Annotated in this window: 16 protein-coding genes; 4 read left to right on the top strand and 12 right to left on the bottom strand. The window is 58.4% G+C overall.

Translation table 11 applies throughout. The annotated features are described in order from the left end of the window. Positions 1-76 precede the first annotated feature (76 nt). The 3 genes from ybgC to LA304_RS11025 are packed head-to-tail and all read right to left on the bottom strand — an operon-like array spanning position 77 to position 1,666. The gene (ybgC, locus tag LA304_RS11035; RefSeq protein WP_224503213.1) at positions 77-466 is read right to left on the bottom strand and encodes a tol-pal system-associated acyl-CoA thioesterase; all 390 of its coding nucleotides are present in this window, start codon (positions 464-466) and stop codon (positions 77-79) included. Between the two features lie 27 nt (positions 467-493). After that, a complete protein-coding gene (thpR, locus tag LA304_RS11030; protein ID WP_224503212.1) occupies positions 494-1,036 on the bottom strand; it encodes an RNA 2',3'-cyclic phosphodiesterase in 543 nt (180 codons plus the stop codon). Next, positions 1,037-1,666 (bottom strand): hypothetical protein, encoded by a 630-nt coding sequence (locus LA304_RS11025; protein WP_224503211.1) that lies wholly within the window; start codon positions 1,664-1,666, stop codon positions 1,037-1,039. It lies immediately after the preceding gene. A 99-nt stretch (positions 1,667-1,765) separates the two neighbouring features. Here LA304_RS11025 and aroQ point away from each other — a divergent pair, with 99 nt between their 5' ends. Further along, complete coding sequence (aroQ, locus tag LA304_RS11020) at positions 1,766-2,203, top strand: type II 3-dehydroquinate dehydratase (protein ID WP_224503210.1); 438 nt, start codon at positions 1,766-1,768, stop codon at positions 2,201-2,203. Positions 2,204-2,206: 3 nt separating this feature from the next. On the opposite strand, the gene LA304_RS11015 is transcribed toward aroQ, so the two are convergent. The 8 genes from LA304_RS11015 to LA304_RS10980 all read right to left on the bottom strand — a co-directional run bounded on the left by LA304_RS11015 (position 2,207) and on the right by LA304_RS10980 (position 8,843). After that, on the bottom strand, positions 2,207-2,971 hold the full coding sequence (locus LA304_RS11015; protein WP_224503209.1) for a hypothetical protein: 765 nt from the start codon (positions 2,969-2,971) through the stop codon (positions 2,207-2,209). Between the two features lie 52 nt (positions 2,972-3,023). Then, positions 3,024-4,064, bottom strand: coding sequence for a Holliday junction branch migration DNA helicase RuvB (gene ruvB / locus LA304_RS11010; RefSeq protein WP_224503208.1), 1,041 nt, complete (start codon positions 4,062-4,064; stop codon positions 3,024-3,026). 5 nt (positions 4,065-4,069) lie between these two features. After that, a complete protein-coding gene (gene ruvA / locus LA304_RS11005) occupies positions 4,070-4,750 on the bottom strand; it encodes a Holliday junction branch migration protein RuvA (protein ID WP_224503207.1) in 681 nt (226 codons plus the stop codon). Continuing rightward, positions 4,747-5,256 (bottom strand): crossover junction endodeoxyribonuclease RuvC, encoded by a 510-nt coding sequence (ruvC, locus tag LA304_RS11000; protein ID WP_224503206.1) that lies wholly within the window; start codon positions 5,254-5,256, stop codon positions 4,747-4,749. The genes ruvA and ruvC overlap by 4 nt, the downstream gene beginning before the upstream one ends. A 163-nt stretch (positions 5,257-5,419) precedes the next feature. Continuing rightward, on the bottom strand, positions 5,420-5,767 hold the full coding sequence (locus tag LA304_RS10995; protein ID WP_224503205.1) for a hypothetical protein: 348 nt from the start codon (positions 5,765-5,767) through the stop codon (positions 5,420-5,422). Positions 5,768-5,898: 131 nt separating this feature from the next. After that, entirely contained in the window at positions 5,899-6,771 is an 873-nt protein-coding gene (locus LA304_RS10990) for a 50S ribosomal protein L11 methyltransferase (RefSeq protein ID WP_224503204.1), read from the bottom strand. A 59-nt stretch (positions 6,772-6,830) separates the two neighbouring features. Then, a complete protein-coding gene (gene msrA / locus LA304_RS10985) occupies positions 6,831-7,535 on the bottom strand; it encodes a peptide-methionine (S)-S-oxide reductase MsrA (protein ID WP_224503203.1) in 705 nt (234 codons plus the stop codon). Positions 7,536-7,601: 66 nt separating this feature from the next. After that, entirely contained in the window at positions 7,602-8,843 is a 1,242-nt protein-coding gene (locus tag LA304_RS10980) for an MFS transporter (RefSeq protein WP_224503202.1), read from the bottom strand. 183 nt (positions 8,844-9,026) lie between these two features. Here LA304_RS10980 and LA304_RS10975 point away from each other — a divergent pair, with 183 nt between their 5' ends. Further along, on the top strand, positions 9,027-10,088 hold the full coding sequence (locus LA304_RS10975) for a YeeE/YedE family protein (protein WP_224503201.1): 1,062 nt from the start codon (positions 9,027-9,029) through the stop codon (positions 10,086-10,088). On the opposite strand, the gene LA304_RS10970 is transcribed toward LA304_RS10975, so the two are convergent. After that, the gene (locus LA304_RS10970) at positions 10,089-12,284 is read right to left on the bottom strand and encodes a primosomal protein N' (protein WP_224503200.1); all 2,196 of its coding nucleotides are present in this window, start codon (positions 12,282-12,284) and stop codon (positions 10,089-10,091) included. It lies immediately after the preceding gene. Positions 12,285-12,389: 105 nt separating this feature from the next. Here LA304_RS10970 and fsa point away from each other — a divergent pair, with 105 nt between their 5' ends. Then, positions 12,390-13,043, top strand: a complete 654-nt coding sequence (gene fsa / locus LA304_RS10965) for a fructose-6-phosphate aldolase (RefSeq protein WP_224503199.1) — start codon at positions 12,390-12,392, stop codon at positions 13,041-13,043. Positions 13,044-13,205: 162 nt separating this feature from the next. Beyond that, positions 13,206-15,005 carry an FkbM family methyltransferase gene (locus LA304_RS10960; protein WP_224503198.1) on the top strand — a complete coding sequence of 600 codons (1,800 nt, stop codon included), beginning with the start codon at positions 13,206-13,208 and terminating at the stop codon, positions 15,003-15,005. Positions 15,006-15,012 lie beyond the last annotated feature (7 nt).

The raw sequence follows: 15,012 nt of genomic DNA, 5'->3' as shown, positions 1-15,012 counted from the left end.
AGATTTACCTCAATCTCAGGGCACAGGCCAACACTAACCTGTGAAGCAAGCGTGAAATCACAAAATTGGTGCGTTTTCAGTGCAGTTTTCGGCGGAGAATTGCCGGAAGACGCGCCGGATGGCCGGTTGCGGTGAGCGCCACGAGGGTCACTTGGCTCACAAACAGGCGTTCCTCGTCGCGTTTCACTACCTGATTGAGCGTAATGCGCGCGCCTGTCATGGCCTCGACAGTGGTCTCGACAATCAAATCATCATCAAACTTGGCGGGCGAGAGATAGTCCGCTTCAACCCGACGAACGGCAAAAACGACCCCATCCTCTTCCTTGAGTTTGACCTGATCAATGCCGAGATCACGGACCCATTCCGTGCGAGCGCGTTCGATGAATTTGAAGTAGTTCGCGTAATAGACGATCCCAGCGAGATCGGTGTCTTCGTAATACACGTGAACTGGAAACTCGTGGGTCATCTCATCGTCCTCTTGGGTCATCGCAGATTAGGTTTCGAACGGATAGGTCGCAAGCGCATCATAATGCGCGCCATCGTGGCTCAATGTAGACTGGACAAGCTGCATTTCAGAGGCGTCGAAGGCTGGCCATGTGAAGGCACCTCTTGCCGCCAGAAAGGTGTCCAGCTCCATCCGTTCGGTCGGCGCCAAGCGCTGAAAACGTCGGAGCGAGATGTGGGGGCGAAACCGCTTATGCGCGAGAGTGACCCCCGCGGACCGGGCTGCAGTTCGCACCTTTTCGCGCAGATGACTCAGAGCCGTGCCTTGCTCCACGGACGCAAACAGCAACCTCGGCTTGTCACCGCCGAAAAGCCCAAGCCCCTCAATATTGATGGTCGGAGCGGGACACTCAACTTCCTCGAGGACGGCATGAAGTTCTGCGAGCACGTCTTCCGGCTGTTCGTCCAGAAACGCCAGCGTCACATGCATATTCTCTGCAGGGACGGCACGACCAAAACGCAGCCCCGCAGCGAGCTCTTCCAGACGATCCGTCAAATCATCCGGCAACGGAAGTCCGACAAATGCCCGCATTCAGCCAGCGATCACACGCGCATAGAGACGCAAAGCATGGGACGCATCGCGCGCCGCAACGGGGAGCATCGGGTCGTAGGCTGCCCGCATCAGGTTCGCGACATCCGGACGAATGACCGTGCCCTCTTCGGTCACGGCAAGTGGACTGTCCTGCGTGAACTGTTTGTCCGACCACAGAAGCATCGCTTGCACCGCCTGCGACAATGCGATGACCTCCGCAGGCACCTCATCCATCGCTCCGCCCATACGGACGAAGGTGAAACAGGCCTTGATCGCGCCGTTGTCGTCGAACCGGAACGCCCGATACTGGTGGGCATTGCGGTCCTGAAGCGTCGCAACCTTGCTTTGCAGATCAGGAATGAGATCGCCCATGTGCGGCACATCGAGGAGTTCCGCCCAATCGGAGAGGAAGAATACCATCAGATTGGTCCCAAGCTCCGGATCGGTTTCGGCCATTTCATGCCCCGAGATCGCAACGCAGGCCTCGATCGCACTTTTGACTGTGACGAGTGTCTCTTCCTCGACGCCGAAAACCACCGGCGCAATCGGGCGCCCCCAACGGGCAAAGACATAGTCGCCATTGGAGCGGGTGAAAAATTCTTCGATGCTTTCCGGTGTCACGTCAGTCATGGGAACCTCTTGCCTCTTTGCCGGTCTTTTGCGGCACAACGCCTTGCGCTGCAACCCTGTCACCGGATAGTTTCGCCGCAAATACACATGAGGCGCACCATGAGCAAAACACTCTACATCCTGAACGGCCCGAACCTGAACCTTCTCGGGAAACGCCAGCCGGAGATTTACGGTGCGGATACGCTCGCGGATGTCGAAGCCATGTGTGCCGCCGAAGCGACGAAGGCTGACCTCGATATTGTCTTCGCTCAATCGAACCACGAGGGCGAGATCATTGACCTGATCCATGAGGCCCGTGAGAAAGCGGCAGGGATTATCATCAATCCGGCGGCTTACACGCACACCTCTGTCGCGATCCTTGATGCTCTCAACACGTTCGAGGGGCCGGTGATCGAAGTGCACATCTCGCAGGTCCACAAACGCGAGGCCTTCCGCCATCATTCCTATGTCTCCATGCGCGCTGATGCTGTCATGGCCGGCTTTGGCGTTAACGGCTATCCGCTCGCGGTCCAGCACATGGGCAAAATTCTGGGCTAAGGCTTACTTTTTCCAGCGCTCCTGAAACTCGATCAGGGTATGTGGCAAGTCTCCGGCGTCATCACCGTAAATAGCCAAGCCGTCTTTCGGCGCCCCCTCGTCGCGGTGTACCATCGCGACCATCCGGCTTCCATCTCTTGAAAGGGCGAGCACACCGCCCAGACTGCCACAGGCATCAGTTCTGCATCCGGTGGCAACGAGCCAGTCGCCCTCCCATTCGAATGCGCTTTGCATCTCGAAAAGACTGCGCAGGTCGAGGAGACCGACAGGTCCGATATGGGTGAGCATCGCGCCCTCCCACATGGGATCGTTTACGAGGAATTTCGGATACTCCCCGCCCCACTCTGAAACGGTGTTCAGCCCGAGCGACGTCGGAGGTCCGAGTTCTTCGTGGACTACGCCATCCGCGAACCAGTATCGCATATCGCCGCTCTCATCCGGCTCTACAGAGGGCGTGCGCAACTCAAGCCCGTCCGCGCCGACACGCACCTCATAAGAATCGTGACAGGTGCCGAACATGTCCGAGACCTTTGCGGGAGCCTTAGTCGCGTCGACAAAGACCCACATGTTCGGACATGCCGTCCCGAACGACCCGAGGCGGACCAGCAAAAGATCACCATCTTGACCCGCGACCTCAAGGCGATCAGCGAGACGCGGCAGTTCGACGGGTCTATTTCCGATGTAGAGGGTGTCAGTACCGATCTCACCGATTGGAAGAATTTCATAGACTGCTACGCGTGTACGCACTTCTTCCGCCCACATAGGCATGACGAAAAGAGATATTATCCCGGTTATCAGGGCGCGAATTATCAAAAAAGAGTCACTTTTCGAACAAATCAGACTGATCAGGCGCTTTCGGAGCCTCGAGCCCCAAATGCCGCCAACTCTTCTGTGTGAGCATCCTTCCACGCGGCGTTCTCTGGATGAGGCCCTGTTGCAGTAGATAGGGTTCGATCACGTCCTCAATCGCATCACGGGATTCAGAGAGCGCCGCTGCGAGCGTTTCAACGCCGACAGGTCCGCCGCCGTAGTTCTCCGCGATCATCCCGAGGTAGCGACGGTCAGCACCGTCTAGTCCGAGCAGATCGACCCCAAGTCGCGTGAGCGCATTGTCCGCGAGCGGCTTTGTGATCCGGCCGTCGCCTTCGACAACTGCGAAATCCAAAACGCGTCGCAGGAGGCGTCCCGCGATCCGTGGTGTCCCTCGCGCTCGCTTCGCAATCTCGTGTGCGCCGTCTGGATCAGCAGGCACACCAAGAAGGTTTGCGCCACGCGTGACAATCTCATGCAATTCGTCCGTGGTGTAGAACTGCAAGCGGGTCGGGATGCCGAAGCGATCCCGAAGCGGTGTCGTCAACAGGCCAAGCCGCGTGGTCGCGCCCACGAGCGTAAAGGGCTGCAATTCAATCCGCACCGTCCGCGCCGCTGGCCCTTCACCGATCACGAGATCGAGCTCGAAATCTTCCATCGCAGGATAGAGCACTTCTTCGACGACGGGGTTCATCCGGTGAATCTCGTCGATAAAGAGCACATCGCGGGCTTCTAGGTTCGTGAGGATCGCCGCCAGATCGCCCGCTTTTGCGAGGACCGGCCCCGAGGTCATCTTGAAATTCACCCCGAGTTCACGCGCCATGATCTGCGCAAGCGTGGTCTTCCCGAGGCCCGGGGGACCGTGAAAGAGCACGTGATCCATCGCCTCTTCGCGCATCTTCGCGGACTCGATGAACACGCGAAGGTTGGCCCGCGCCTCCTGCTGACCGATGAAGTCTTCGAGAACCTGCGGTCGCAACGCGCGATCCGCGTCGGCGCGGCGCTCCTCTGCTGTCATCTCGGGGCGCAATGTGGGATCGGGGAACTCCATTCAGATCAATCCTTCGGCGCGAGTTTTTTCAGAGCGGCGCGGATGAGCGTCGACGTATCCGCATCAGGCACTTCCTGCGCTGCAGTGGCCACAGCTTGCGCAGCATCAGACGGAGAATATCCGAGGTTCTGAAGGGCCGACAGCGCCTCTGCCTCCGCAGACGCCGTGCGCGCTTGCGGCGCGGCAGTCGGCTTCGGCGCAGCCTTCGGTGCGTCTGCCTCAATAACCTCGGCCGGTTCAGGTGTGGACAAAGGTTCAGACAGTGAACCACCCATGGCCATCACAGTAGGAGCTTTGTCCTTCAACTCATTTACGACACGTTGTGCGATCTTCGGCCCGACACCTGGCGCCGCCTTGATCGCGGTCCAGTCGCCCAACGCAATCGCGCGTCCCGTTGCCTCCGGCCCAAGGGTTCCGAGAATGGCCATGGCTGCTTTCGACCCGATCCCCTGCACGGAAATGAGCAGGCGATACCATTCCTTTTCGAGAAGCGAGGTGAACCCGAACAATTGCAGGAGATCCTCACGGACCAGCATATCGGTATAAAGGGAGACCGGCGCGCCCTGACCCGGCAACGCCATCCGCGTCCGCTCCGACACGTGGACGATATACCCGACGCCCCGCACGTCGATCATCACATGATCTGTACCGATGTAGTCGATCACACCTGTCAGTTTACCGATCATGAGGCTGCTTTCTTGAGGGCGTCCTGTAAACGAGAGGAGGACTGCGCGTGGTAGGAATGGGTAATCGCAATCGCCAGAGCATCGACGGCATCGGGACCAGAGAGTTTGACGCCCGGGAGCTGCAACTTAATCATATGTTCAACCTGTTGCTTGGCTGCGTGCCCGACACCAACAACGGTCTTTTTGACCGCGTTCGGCGCATATTCTCCGATTGGGATGCCAGCGCGTGCAGGAACCAAAAGTGCAACCGAGCGTGCCTGCCCCAACTTTAGGGTAGCGACCGCGTCTTTGTTGACGAATGTCTGCTCTACGGCGGCACAATCGGGGCCGTAGGTTTCGAGCACAGCGGTGAGTTGGTCAAACAATGACAGAAGACGCGTAGCGAGATCATCCGCCGATGTCGACCGACACACACCATTCGCGACGTGACTGATACGCGGGCCCTGAACATCGATTATGCCCCAGCCCATATTGCGCAGCCCGGGGTCGATGCCCATCACACGCATAATCTCACCTGCTCTGTTTTTTCTTTGAAACCCAATTAGCACGAAACGAGAACATTTGCCAAGCGTCGCGTCGTGCGCGTCATCCGAAAACGTGAAAGCCCGCGCCTAAACGGTGCGGGCTGTATAATTTTCTCTCATCACGCGACTTCGCCGAGAAGAGGCGTTAGTGCATGAAAGAAAGCCATTCGGTTGCGATAAACACCGTGATGTCGCCCGCTTCCATGACCCATGCACCGACACGTTCAACCGACGAGCCCTCTTGGAGCTCGGCAACGCGTGCGTTGTAGGTACCCGGGCCAAGGGCCGCGAAGACAACGACTTTGAAAAGCATCAATCCTGCGATCGCCATCACGAGAATGTGGAGGGGGCGACGGAAACTCCGTCGGCGCGCACGAGCAACGATTGTTCCATCATGGTCGACGGAATAGACTGTGCCTCGTTTGATCGCATCGCGCTGAGCTTCAATGCGATCGAGACGTTTCTCCAACTGTTCCGATCCCGCGTAAGCCATCACAGCTTCCTCATCTTTAGGTTTCGTGGTGCTCGTCCGACTCGCGTCTGACGGCGCAAGACCTAAAGATCAGGTTGAATTATGTCAAAATTGGGGCAAATTTGGCGGATTTGGGGTGAATTATGCCAAAATTAGGCAAAATTGACCATTATTAGCGTCGTCCAGTCACCAATCTCCTCCCGATTCACCAAATTGAAGCCATTGCGTGAATAAACCTCCACAACTTCGTCAGCTTGTGGATTCAGGATACCGGAGAGGATCACATGGCCATTTTTCGCAACATTCGCAGCCATGTCCGGCGCCAGTGCGACGAGCGGCCCTTTCAGAATATTCGCGAAAACGAGGTCATAGGGCGCCATTTTCGCAAGTGTTTCGTGATTGAAACCAGCCGCTTCCAAACACACAACCTGCCCCGCGAGATCATTTGCCCGCACGTTGCTCTCGGCGACTTCAACCGCGACCTCATCAATGTCGGACGCATAAACGGGCTGATCCGTGAACTTTGCCGCCGCCATCGCGAGAACCGCTGTGCCGCACCCAATATCCGCCACTTTGTCGAGCGGCACGCCTTTCTCGAGCAAGATATCGAGAGCCTTCAGGCAGCCGAGGGTCGTGCCGTGGTGCCCTGTGCCGAACGCCATCGCGGCTTCGATCAAAAGCCCGATTTTGCCTTCTGGCAACTTATCCGCATCATGTGAGCCATAGACAAAGAACCGCCCTGCTTCGACCGGGGCGAGATCACGGCGGACCTTCGCGACCCAGTCGGTTTCCGGAAGCTCGGAAATGACAAAGTCCGGCGCATTGTGAACTTTCGCCAAAAGCGCGAGCGCAATATCATCCGGTTCCTCGGTAAAGTAGGCACCGACTTCCCAAAGCCCCGAACCGTCCTCAATTTCGAAAACCCCAACACCTGTCGGCTCTGGATAGATATCCTCCAGTGCTTCGCCGATGGCTTCGGCAGGTGCTTTCCCTTGGGTTTTTGTAAAGGCGGTGAAGGTGGGCATATCGGCAATCCTTTTGGCTTTGGCTCTGCCTTATCCCCCCTTCTGTGCTCAGACAAGCATTACGATGAGGAGGCGTCCGGCCCTTCGACCGCTTGGTTCCATTGAATCGGACTATCCATCGACAGGCCAACAGGACACGTCACGCCCGTCCCGCCGATCCCGCAGTATCCGTTCGGGTTCTTGGCGAGATACTGCTGATGGTAATCCTCCGCGTAGTAGAACTTGCCCGACGGCAGGATTTCCGTCGTGATCGCGCCATAGCCTTTGTCCTGCAAGAGCACGTTGTATCCGGCTAGGCTCGCCTCAGCGGCTTTTCTTTGCGCTTCGTCTGCAAAGTAGATGCCGGAGCGATACTGCGTCCCACGATCGTTGCCCTGACGCATCCCTTGGGTCGGGTCGTGTCCTTCCCAGAACGTCTTGAGCAGCGTATCGTAGCTCACCTTCTCGGGGTCGAAGATCACGCGAACGACTTCGTTGTGACCGGTCTTGCCGGTGCAAACTTCTTCGTAGGTCGGGTTCGGTGTGTAGCCCGCAGCATACCCCGCCGCCGTATTCACGACACCCGGGATTTGCCAGAACATGCGCTCGACGCCCCAGAAACAGCCCATCCCGAAAACCGCTACGCTTTGGCCTTCGACGGGGTCAGCGACCAGCGGAACGTCGAAAATGAAGTGCTTCTCCGCCGTGGGGATCGGCGTCGCACGGCCCGGCAGCGCCTCATCCGGCGTCGGCATGGTCAGCTTTTTGGTCAAGGCGGCAAACATGGGCGTCTCCATCATATCAATCTCACATCAATATAGGCTGGATTCGTCGCTTCACCAAACGTCGCGTTATTCGGCGGGGTTCGCCTCGACCACGCGGCGGAACAGACGCCATTCGTTGCCCTTCTCGGGATGGCGCGGGATGAGCGCGGACAGTCCCAGAGACGCGAGCGCCATCGCAGCCGCGAGCACGAAAACTCCGCCTGGAGACGCCACCCAAAGATATCCCAATAGGGCCGGCAGGAAGACGGCTGCGATGTGGTTGATCGTAAAAGCAACCGCAGCCGTGGGCGCGATATCCTCTGGATCGGCAATCTTTTGGAAGTAGGTCTTGAGCGCGAAGGCCAGCCCAAAGAGCATGTGATCGATCACGTAGAGCGCACCGGCCACAACGACGCCCCAACCGAGCCAGTAGATCCCGCCGTATGCGAGGAAGACGAGTGTCAGGCCGATATATTCGAACATCAGAACAAAGCGTTCGCCACGGCGGAACACAACCTTCCCGAAGTAGGGGGCGACCAACATATTCGCGACGAAGTTGATCAGGAACAGGGCCGTGATCTCGTGCACTTCAAAGCCGAATTTCTCGACCATCATAAAGGCCGCAAAGACGACGAAAATCTGCCGCCGCGCCCCCGCCATGAATTGCAGCGCATAGTAGAGGCCATAGCGACGCTTGAGGATCAGCTTCTTCGCTTGTGGATTGGGGGCCTCGAACTGCGGGTAGGCCAGTAGCGCGAAGAGCGCGACAATCGCGGTGAACCCGCCTGAGAGCAGGTAAACGAGGTTGTAGGATAGATCGAAGGTCTTCCACGTGATCACCAAGAGTCCGTAAGCGATCAGAGACGCTGCCGATCCCGCGGCAACCAAACGCCCGAGCACGATAGGCGCGCGATCTTTCGGAAGCCACTGAAGCTGCAAAGACTGGTTCACCGTCTCGTAGTAGTGAAACCCGATGGACGACAACATTGTCACCACGAGAATACCGCCGAGTGACGGGAACATGGCCGTCACAGCCGTCGCCACGCCGAGCAGGATCAGGGACACGATCCCGAGCACCTGTTCACGGACGATCATGATTAGCGCGATGACACCGATGGCGAAGAAGCCGGGGATTTCGCGCACCGTATGGAGCCAGCCAATTTCAACGCCGGTAAAGCCCGCAACCTCGATGACAAAGTTGTTCAACAGCGCATTCCACGTCGCAAACGCGACAGGCATGGCAAAGGCCATCACAAACAGCAAAGCCTCAGGACGCCGCCAGCGCGGCAGGTCGGAGATGTTATCAAGGGAGACGATTTGGCGTTTCATACCCTCGCATACGGCGAAACTCGTTTTTTTGATAGTTGATTTTCTCGCACACCCCCTTGCGCGGGTGCGAGAAGTTCCACTTGACGAGACATTCAAACATTCATGATCATGTGATCCATCTCAAGGCGGACTGCGCCCGCCACGATAAACTCGTGAAATTGGCGCATGGGAGGAGGACGCACTATGGATATTTTAACCCTCGTGGAAGGGATCGGGGAAAGTCCGTCCGCCGCGATCTTCGGTATGATCACCGGATTGATCTTTGGCGTCTCTGCGCAACGCTCTCAGTTCTGCCTACGTGCGGCGACGGTCGAATTTGCCCGTGGGCGGCTCGGGCCAAAGGTGGCCGTCTGGTTTTTGACGCTATCGACCGCAATTGTCTGGGTTCAGGCGGCGCAACTCCTTGGCCTCTTTCGCGGCGCGGATGCTCGCATCATGGCGGTTCCCGGATCGTGGTCGGGCGCCATTATCGGTGGGCTCATGTTCGGCGTGGGGATGGTGCTCTCCCGAGGGTGCTCCGGACGACTGCTCGTTTTGGCGTCCACCGGCAATCTTCGTTCTGTCGTATCGGGTCTGATCTTTGCCGTGACCGCGCAGATGAGCCTGCACGGAATGCTCTCCCCGCTCCGCGACCGTCTCGCCTCCCTGTCGATCACGGGGTCAGAGAACGTCAACCTGCTTTCGGCGCTGCATCTCCCGAACGGCTCTGGCCTCGTTCTCGGCCTCATGTTTGCGGCCCTTGCGCTTTATCTTGCGGCGAAGAACCAGATCGGGCCAAAAACATGGATTTTCGCCTCGGGCGTCGGTTTTGCCGTTGCTGTCGGTTGGGGGTTGTCATGGCAACTCGCACAGGTCGCCTTCGATCCGGTGCCGGTCACATCCGTCACCTTCTCGGGCCCATCGGCCAACACGCTCATGTTCTTTCTCGACCGTAAAGCTGTGCTCGAGTTCGACGTCGGCCTCGTGCCCGGGGTCGTCATTGGCGCCTTCGCGGCATCCATGTTCGCTGGCGAATTCCGCTGGCAGAGCTTTGACTCGGTACCCGTGATGCGTCGGTCCATGATCGGGGCCGTTCTCATGGGATTCGGTGCGATGCTCGCAGGCGGTTGCGCGATCGGGAATGGTGTGACGGGCGGATCGGTTTTCGCCGCGACCGCTTGGCTCGCGCTCTTCTGCATGTGGATCGGGGCGATTGTCACAACATTGATGGTCGACCGCCAAGCCGATCCAGCTCTGGCCTGCTAACTACCAAAACGATTGCGGATCGATGTCGATCTGAAGGCGGACGTTGTTCGGCAGTTTGACCTGCCGTGTCCAGTCGGCGAGCGCGGCTTGGATCGACGCGGTTTTCTCGGCCTTCACCAAGAGGCGAATGCGATGCCGCCCGCGCACCCGCGCAATCGGCGCAGGGGCTGGACCGAAAAGTTGCGCGCCGATCCGCTGCAATGGCCCCGCCACCCGTGCGAGTTGGTTGGCAACATCAGACACTACCGCCAGATCAGGTCCCGAGAGAACAATCCCCGCCATCCGGCCATAGGGTGGCACACCTGCCATTTTCCGTTCCGCAGCCTCGGCGCGCCAGAACCCTTCCTCATCACCAGACAGGATCGCCCGAATAACAGGGTGCTCCGGCTGATAGGTCTGAAGGAGCGCGACGCCCTTCTTCTCGGACCGCCCCGCGCGGCCCGCCACCTGACGCATCAATTGGAACGTCCGTTCGGCGGCGCGTAGGTCAGACCCCTGAAGCCCGAGATCCGCGTCAATCACGCCGACAAGCGTCAGGTTCGGAAAGTTGTGCCCCTTTGCGACAAGCTGCGTCCCGATGATGATTTCGGTGTCCCCCTCGGCGATCAGGCGGATTTGTTCTTTGAGCGCCCGCGCAGAGGCGAAGAGGTCTGAAGACAGCACAGCAACCTTCGCCTCTGGAAAGCGTTCTTTGACCTCTTCCGCCAGACGCTCAACCCCCGGCCCGACAGGGGCAAGCCTTCCCTCGACGCCGCAACTCGGGCAGGCTTTCGGCATCGGCTTTGTCTCGCCGCACTGGTGACAGACAAGTCGCTTGAGGAAACGGTGCTCCACCATCCGCGCGTCGCAATGATCGCATCCGATCTGAAACCCGCAGGCACGGCAGATCGTGACGGGAGCATAGCCGCGACGGTTGAGGAACAGAAGCGACTGCTCACCTAATCCGATCCGCTTGCGCACCGCATTAGCCAGCGCCTCGGAGATGAATTGCGTCGCGGGCAGCCGTTCGTCCCGCATGTCGAGCGCATGCATGTCCGGCATCACGGCGGGACCATAGCGGCTCTCGAGATCAAGGCGTCTGTATTTCCCCACTTCGACATTCGCCCATGTTTCGAGCGACGGCGTCGCCGAGGCAAGAACAACTGCCGCCGAGCACAGAGACGCCCGCAGAACGGCCATGTCGCGGGCGTTGTAATGAACGCCGTCTTCCTGTTTGTAGCTCTGGTCGTGCTCTTCATCGACCACGATCAGGCCGAGGTTTTGGAAGGGCAGATAAAGCGCAGACCGCGCCCCGATCACCACCTGCGCACCGCCTGTCCCGACCATTTTCCAGACACGGCGGCGCTCGGTCATCGTGACGCCGGAGTGCCATTCCGCAGGACGTGCCCCGAACCGGGCCTCGAACCGCGTCAAGAATTCCGCCGTAAGCGCGATCTCGGGCAAGAGGACCAATGCCTGCCGGCCATGCGCGAGACATTCGGCGACGGCCTCCAGATACACCTCGGTCTTCCCCGACCCCGTCACGCCCTTAAGAAGCGTCGTGCTATAACGTTCCGCAGCAACGGCCTCGCGCAGCGCCCGCGCCGCCTCTGACTGCGCATCGGTCAGTTCCTTCCCCTCCGCAGTTGCATCAAGCCGACGAAAGGGAAGATCGCGGGGCGTGTCCTCCTCGATCACAGCTCCGGACGGGATCAGCCCTTTGACGACCGAAGCGGTCACTCCCGCCGTGTCCGCCAATTCCTTGAGCGTGAACGACAGCCCGCCATATTCATCGAGCGTGTCGAGCACGCGCTTTCGCGCCTCTGTCTCACGGGGCGGCAGGCCTGTGCCTCTGCGAAACACTTTGCGCATGCCCGGCGGGTTCATCAGCCCCGGCGCGCGGGTCGCGAGACGCAGCATCGCGGGCATGGGTGTGAGCGTATAGGCGGCCACCTTTTCGAGGAAGAGATGCATCTCGTCGCGCATCGGCGCGAGATCGAGAACGGAGGAAATGCTCCGCGCCTTGGAGAGATCAAATCCGCCGATCCCAGCACCCCAAACGCAGCCCAGCACCTTACGCGGCCCGAGCGGAACCTCGACGAACGCGCCGCGAAAGACACCGCCCTCCGGCGCTTTGTAATCAAGCGTCCGGTCAAGCGGCTCACAGGTCAGAACCGCGACCAATGTGCCTTCGGGGAAAAACGCGTCATCACTCATGGGGTCAAGTCGTAGGGGTTTTGGCTCCGACACGCCAGACCCCCTTTGCCTCGGCACTTTCATGCAGTATATGAGCGCTAACGTAAGGCGAAAGGAGACCCGCCCATGAAATTCTTTGTCGATACCGCCGATGTAGATGCAATCCGCGAACTGAACGACCTTGGCTTTGTGGATGGGGTGACAACCAACCCGTCTCTGATCAAGAAATCCGGTCGCGACATCCTCGAAGTGACCAAAGAAATCTGTGACATCGTAGACGGTCCCGTCTCCGCAGAGGTTGTGGCACTCGACTACGACAGCATGGTCGCCGAAGGCCGCAAGCTCGCGAAAATCGCCGACAATGTCGTGATCAAACTTCCGCTGACCCTCGACGGCCTCAAAGCCTGTAAAACGCTGTCCGGCGAAGGCCACATGATCAACGTGACGCTCTGCTTCTCCGTGAACCAGGCGATCCTCGCTGCGAAATCCGGCGCGACCTTTATTTCCCCGTTCGTTGGCCGTCTCGACGACATCAACCTCGACGGGCTCGAGCTGATCGAAGACATCCGCACGGTTTACGACAACTACGGCTTCGAGACCGAGATCCTCGCCGCCTCCATCCGCACCGTGAACCACATCTCTGATTGCGCGAAAATCGGCGCTGACGTCATCACCGCGCCTGCCAACGTGATTAAGGCCATGGCGAACCACGTTCTGACCGACAAGGGTCTGGCCCAGTTCGTGAAAGACGCGGAAGACGCCGGCATCAAGATCGTCTGATCGCCCGCCCTCGCAACAAGTTTGAAAACGCCTGCATTTTGCGGGCGTTTTTTTTGAAAATTTCCGACGCTGCGGTTGCAATTGGGATCAAAAGATTGAACCGTCTTCCCGAAGAGCAGCACGGCGGATCATCGATTTTAGGACGCCGGTTTCAGCGGGCAAATGTTGGACATGTATGAGTATTCCGAAGAGATAACTGTGCACGGCATTGCTGTGCCCTTCGTTCCTGAAATCATCACCGAGAAAATCGAACGTCCGATGCGTCGGGGGCGGTATGAACGGGGCGAAGTCGAGTTGATGCGCAACATCCTTCGGCCCGGCGATCGTCTTTTGGAACTTGGCGCGGGTGTAGGTGTCGTGTCGAGCGCTGCCGCGACTGTTGATGGTGTCGAAGCGGTCCTGTCCATTGAAGCGGACCCGACGCTCGTCCCAATGATCGAAGAAACCTGGCGTCTCAACGGCGTGACGAATGCGACGCTCCGGAACGGGATTGCGACGGCACAGAGCGGAGAGCCGATCAATTTCTATGTCCGCTCAGATTTCTGGGCGAGTTCAATGGAGCCTGACTCGCGCCCTTACGAGCGTGTTGAATCTGTGCCGGCCATGGGCGTTGGCGACATCATCAAGGAATTCTCGCCGACGGTTCTCTCGTGTGACATTGAAGGCGCAGAACTTGGTTTGCTGGATCAAGCTGACCTGAGTGGCATCCGGCATATCGTGATGGAGTTGCATCCAAAGGTCTATGGGCCGGAGGGGCTACGCGAGATCATCGACACACTTGGCGCAAAAGGGTTCCTCCCTTCGGAGAACAGCGACATATCCGGCTCGGTCAAACGATTTGATCGGGTTCAGATCGAGGGTCAAATGCTCCCCGCGTTCTCGATGCCGCGTCGGAGTTACAAAAAGTGGCCCGTAGAAAACCCGCGCATTCTCGTCGCCACCTGCATGAAGAACGAGGGGCCATTTATTCTCGAGTGGATCGCATGGCATCGCGCAATCGGTGTAACCGACTTTGTCGTTTATACGAACGACTGCACCGACGGAACGGACAAACTTCTGGACCGTTTGGATGACATGGGCATCGTCAAACACCTACCCAACCCGGCACTGGCCGCTGGCGACACGAATTTTCAGCCACGCGCGCTCCGCTATACGCATTATACCCGCGACATGCGCGAGGCTGACTTTGTGATTTCGATGGACGTGGACGAATTCATCAACGTCCATGTCGGCGACGGCACACTCCTTGACCTCTTTGAGGCTGCGGGAGAGTTTGATGTCCTATCCATGTCCGAACTTAACCACGGCTCCAACGGCAAACTGCATTTCGCAAGGGATTGGGTGACAAAGCTTTACCCCAGCCACGAATCCGCAACCCCCGGAAAGCGGAAAGCCCATCGCGGTCTGAAAAGCATTACCCGACTGAGCCCACGAGTCCAATCAATCCGCAATCACCGGCCCGATCTCAGCCAGAATTTCGGAACAGTCAAATGGTTAGATGGTTCTGGCCGGCGGCGTGAGGAGCTCTTGACGAGCCCCGAAGACAACGGGTGGGACGCACGTGGGAGTTACGAACTTGTGACACTCGAGCACTTCCCTCTCAGATCGTTGGAATGCTTCCTCGTCAAGATGCACCGCGGAGATGTGGTCGTTGCAAACAAGCGCGTCTCTAACCGTTACTGGAGAACGCGAAACAGGAATGAGCATAACTCAACCGATCTGACACGGTTTCGGCCAAAGGCGCAAAAAGAGTTTGACAAACTCATTCAGGATACTGATCTCGCGGCATGCCATGAGGCTTCCTGCGAGGCGCATGAGGCACGCATCGCCTCGCTTGCTGGAAATCCTGAATTCGAGGACCGCAAAGTCTGGATCTTTGACGAAGCTTGGGGCGGCGAGATTCCTGAAGAATACCGTGAACGTGTCGAAGCTCACCGCAAAAAGCGCGAAGAGAACGCGTAGTTGAAGC

This window comes from Celeribacter litoreus (assembly GCF_020165855.1).
GTDB lineage: Bacteria > Pseudomonadota > Alphaproteobacteria > Rhodobacterales > Rhodobacteraceae > Celeribacter > Celeribacter litoreus.
The sequence above is the reverse complement of the archived record's forward strand: the minus strand, read 5'-3'. Positions and strand labels throughout refer to the sequence as shown.

Coding starts and splice junctions, on each gene's coding strand:
- ybgC (WP_224503213.1), bottom strand. CDS start 466: ATGACCCACGAGTTTCCAGTTCACGTGTATTACGAAGACACCGATCTC.
- thpR (WP_224503212.1), bottom strand. CDS start 1,036: ATGCGGGCATTTGTCGGACTTCCGTTGCCGGATGATTTGACGGATCGT.
- LA304_RS11025 (WP_224503211.1), bottom strand. CDS start 1,666: ATGACTGACGTGACACCGGAAAGCATCGAAGAATTTTTCACCCGCTCC.
- aroQ (WP_224503210.1), top strand. CDS start 1,766: ATGAGCAAAACACTCTACATCCTGAACGGCCCGAACCTGAACCTTCTC.
- LA304_RS11015 (WP_224503209.1), bottom strand. CDS start 2,971: ATGCCTATGTGGGCGGAAGAAGTGCGTACACGCGTAGCAGTCTATGAA.
- ruvB (WP_224503208.1), bottom strand. CDS start 4,064: ATGGAGTTCCCCGATCCCACATTGCGCCCCGAGATGACAGCAGAGGAG.
- ruvA (WP_224503207.1), bottom strand. CDS start 4,750: ATGATCGGTAAACTGACAGGTGTGATCGACTACATCGGTACAGATCAT.
- ruvC (WP_224503206.1), bottom strand. CDS start 5,256: ATGCGTGTGATGGGCATCGACCCCGGGCTGCGCAATATGGGCTGGGGC.
- LA304_RS10995 (WP_224503205.1), bottom strand. CDS start 5,767: ATGGCTTACGCGGGATCGGAACAGTTGGAGAAACGTCTCGATCGCATT.
- LA304_RS10990 (WP_224503204.1), bottom strand. CDS start 6,771: ATGCCCACCTTCACCGCCTTTACAAAAACCCAAGGGAAAGCACCTGCC.
- msrA (WP_224503203.1), bottom strand. CDS start 7,535: ATGTTTGCCGCCTTGACCAAAAAGCTGACCATGCCGACGCCGGATGAG.
- LA304_RS10980 (WP_224503202.1), bottom strand. CDS start 8,843: ATGAAACGCCAAATCGTCTCCCTTGATAACATCTCCGACCTGCCGCGC.
- LA304_RS10975 (WP_224503201.1), top strand. CDS start 9,027: ATGGATATTTTAACCCTCGTGGAAGGGATCGGGGAAAGTCCGTCCGCC.
- LA304_RS10970 (WP_224503200.1), bottom strand. CDS start 12,284: ATGAGTGATGACGCGTTTTTCCCCGAAGGCACATTGGTCGCGGTTCTG.
- fsa (WP_224503199.1), top strand. CDS start 12,390: ATGAAATTCTTTGTCGATACCGCCGATGTAGATGCAATCCGCGAACTG.
- LA304_RS10960 (WP_224503198.1), top strand. CDS start 13,206: ATGTTGGACATGTATGAGTATTCCGAAGAGATAACTGTGCACGGCATT.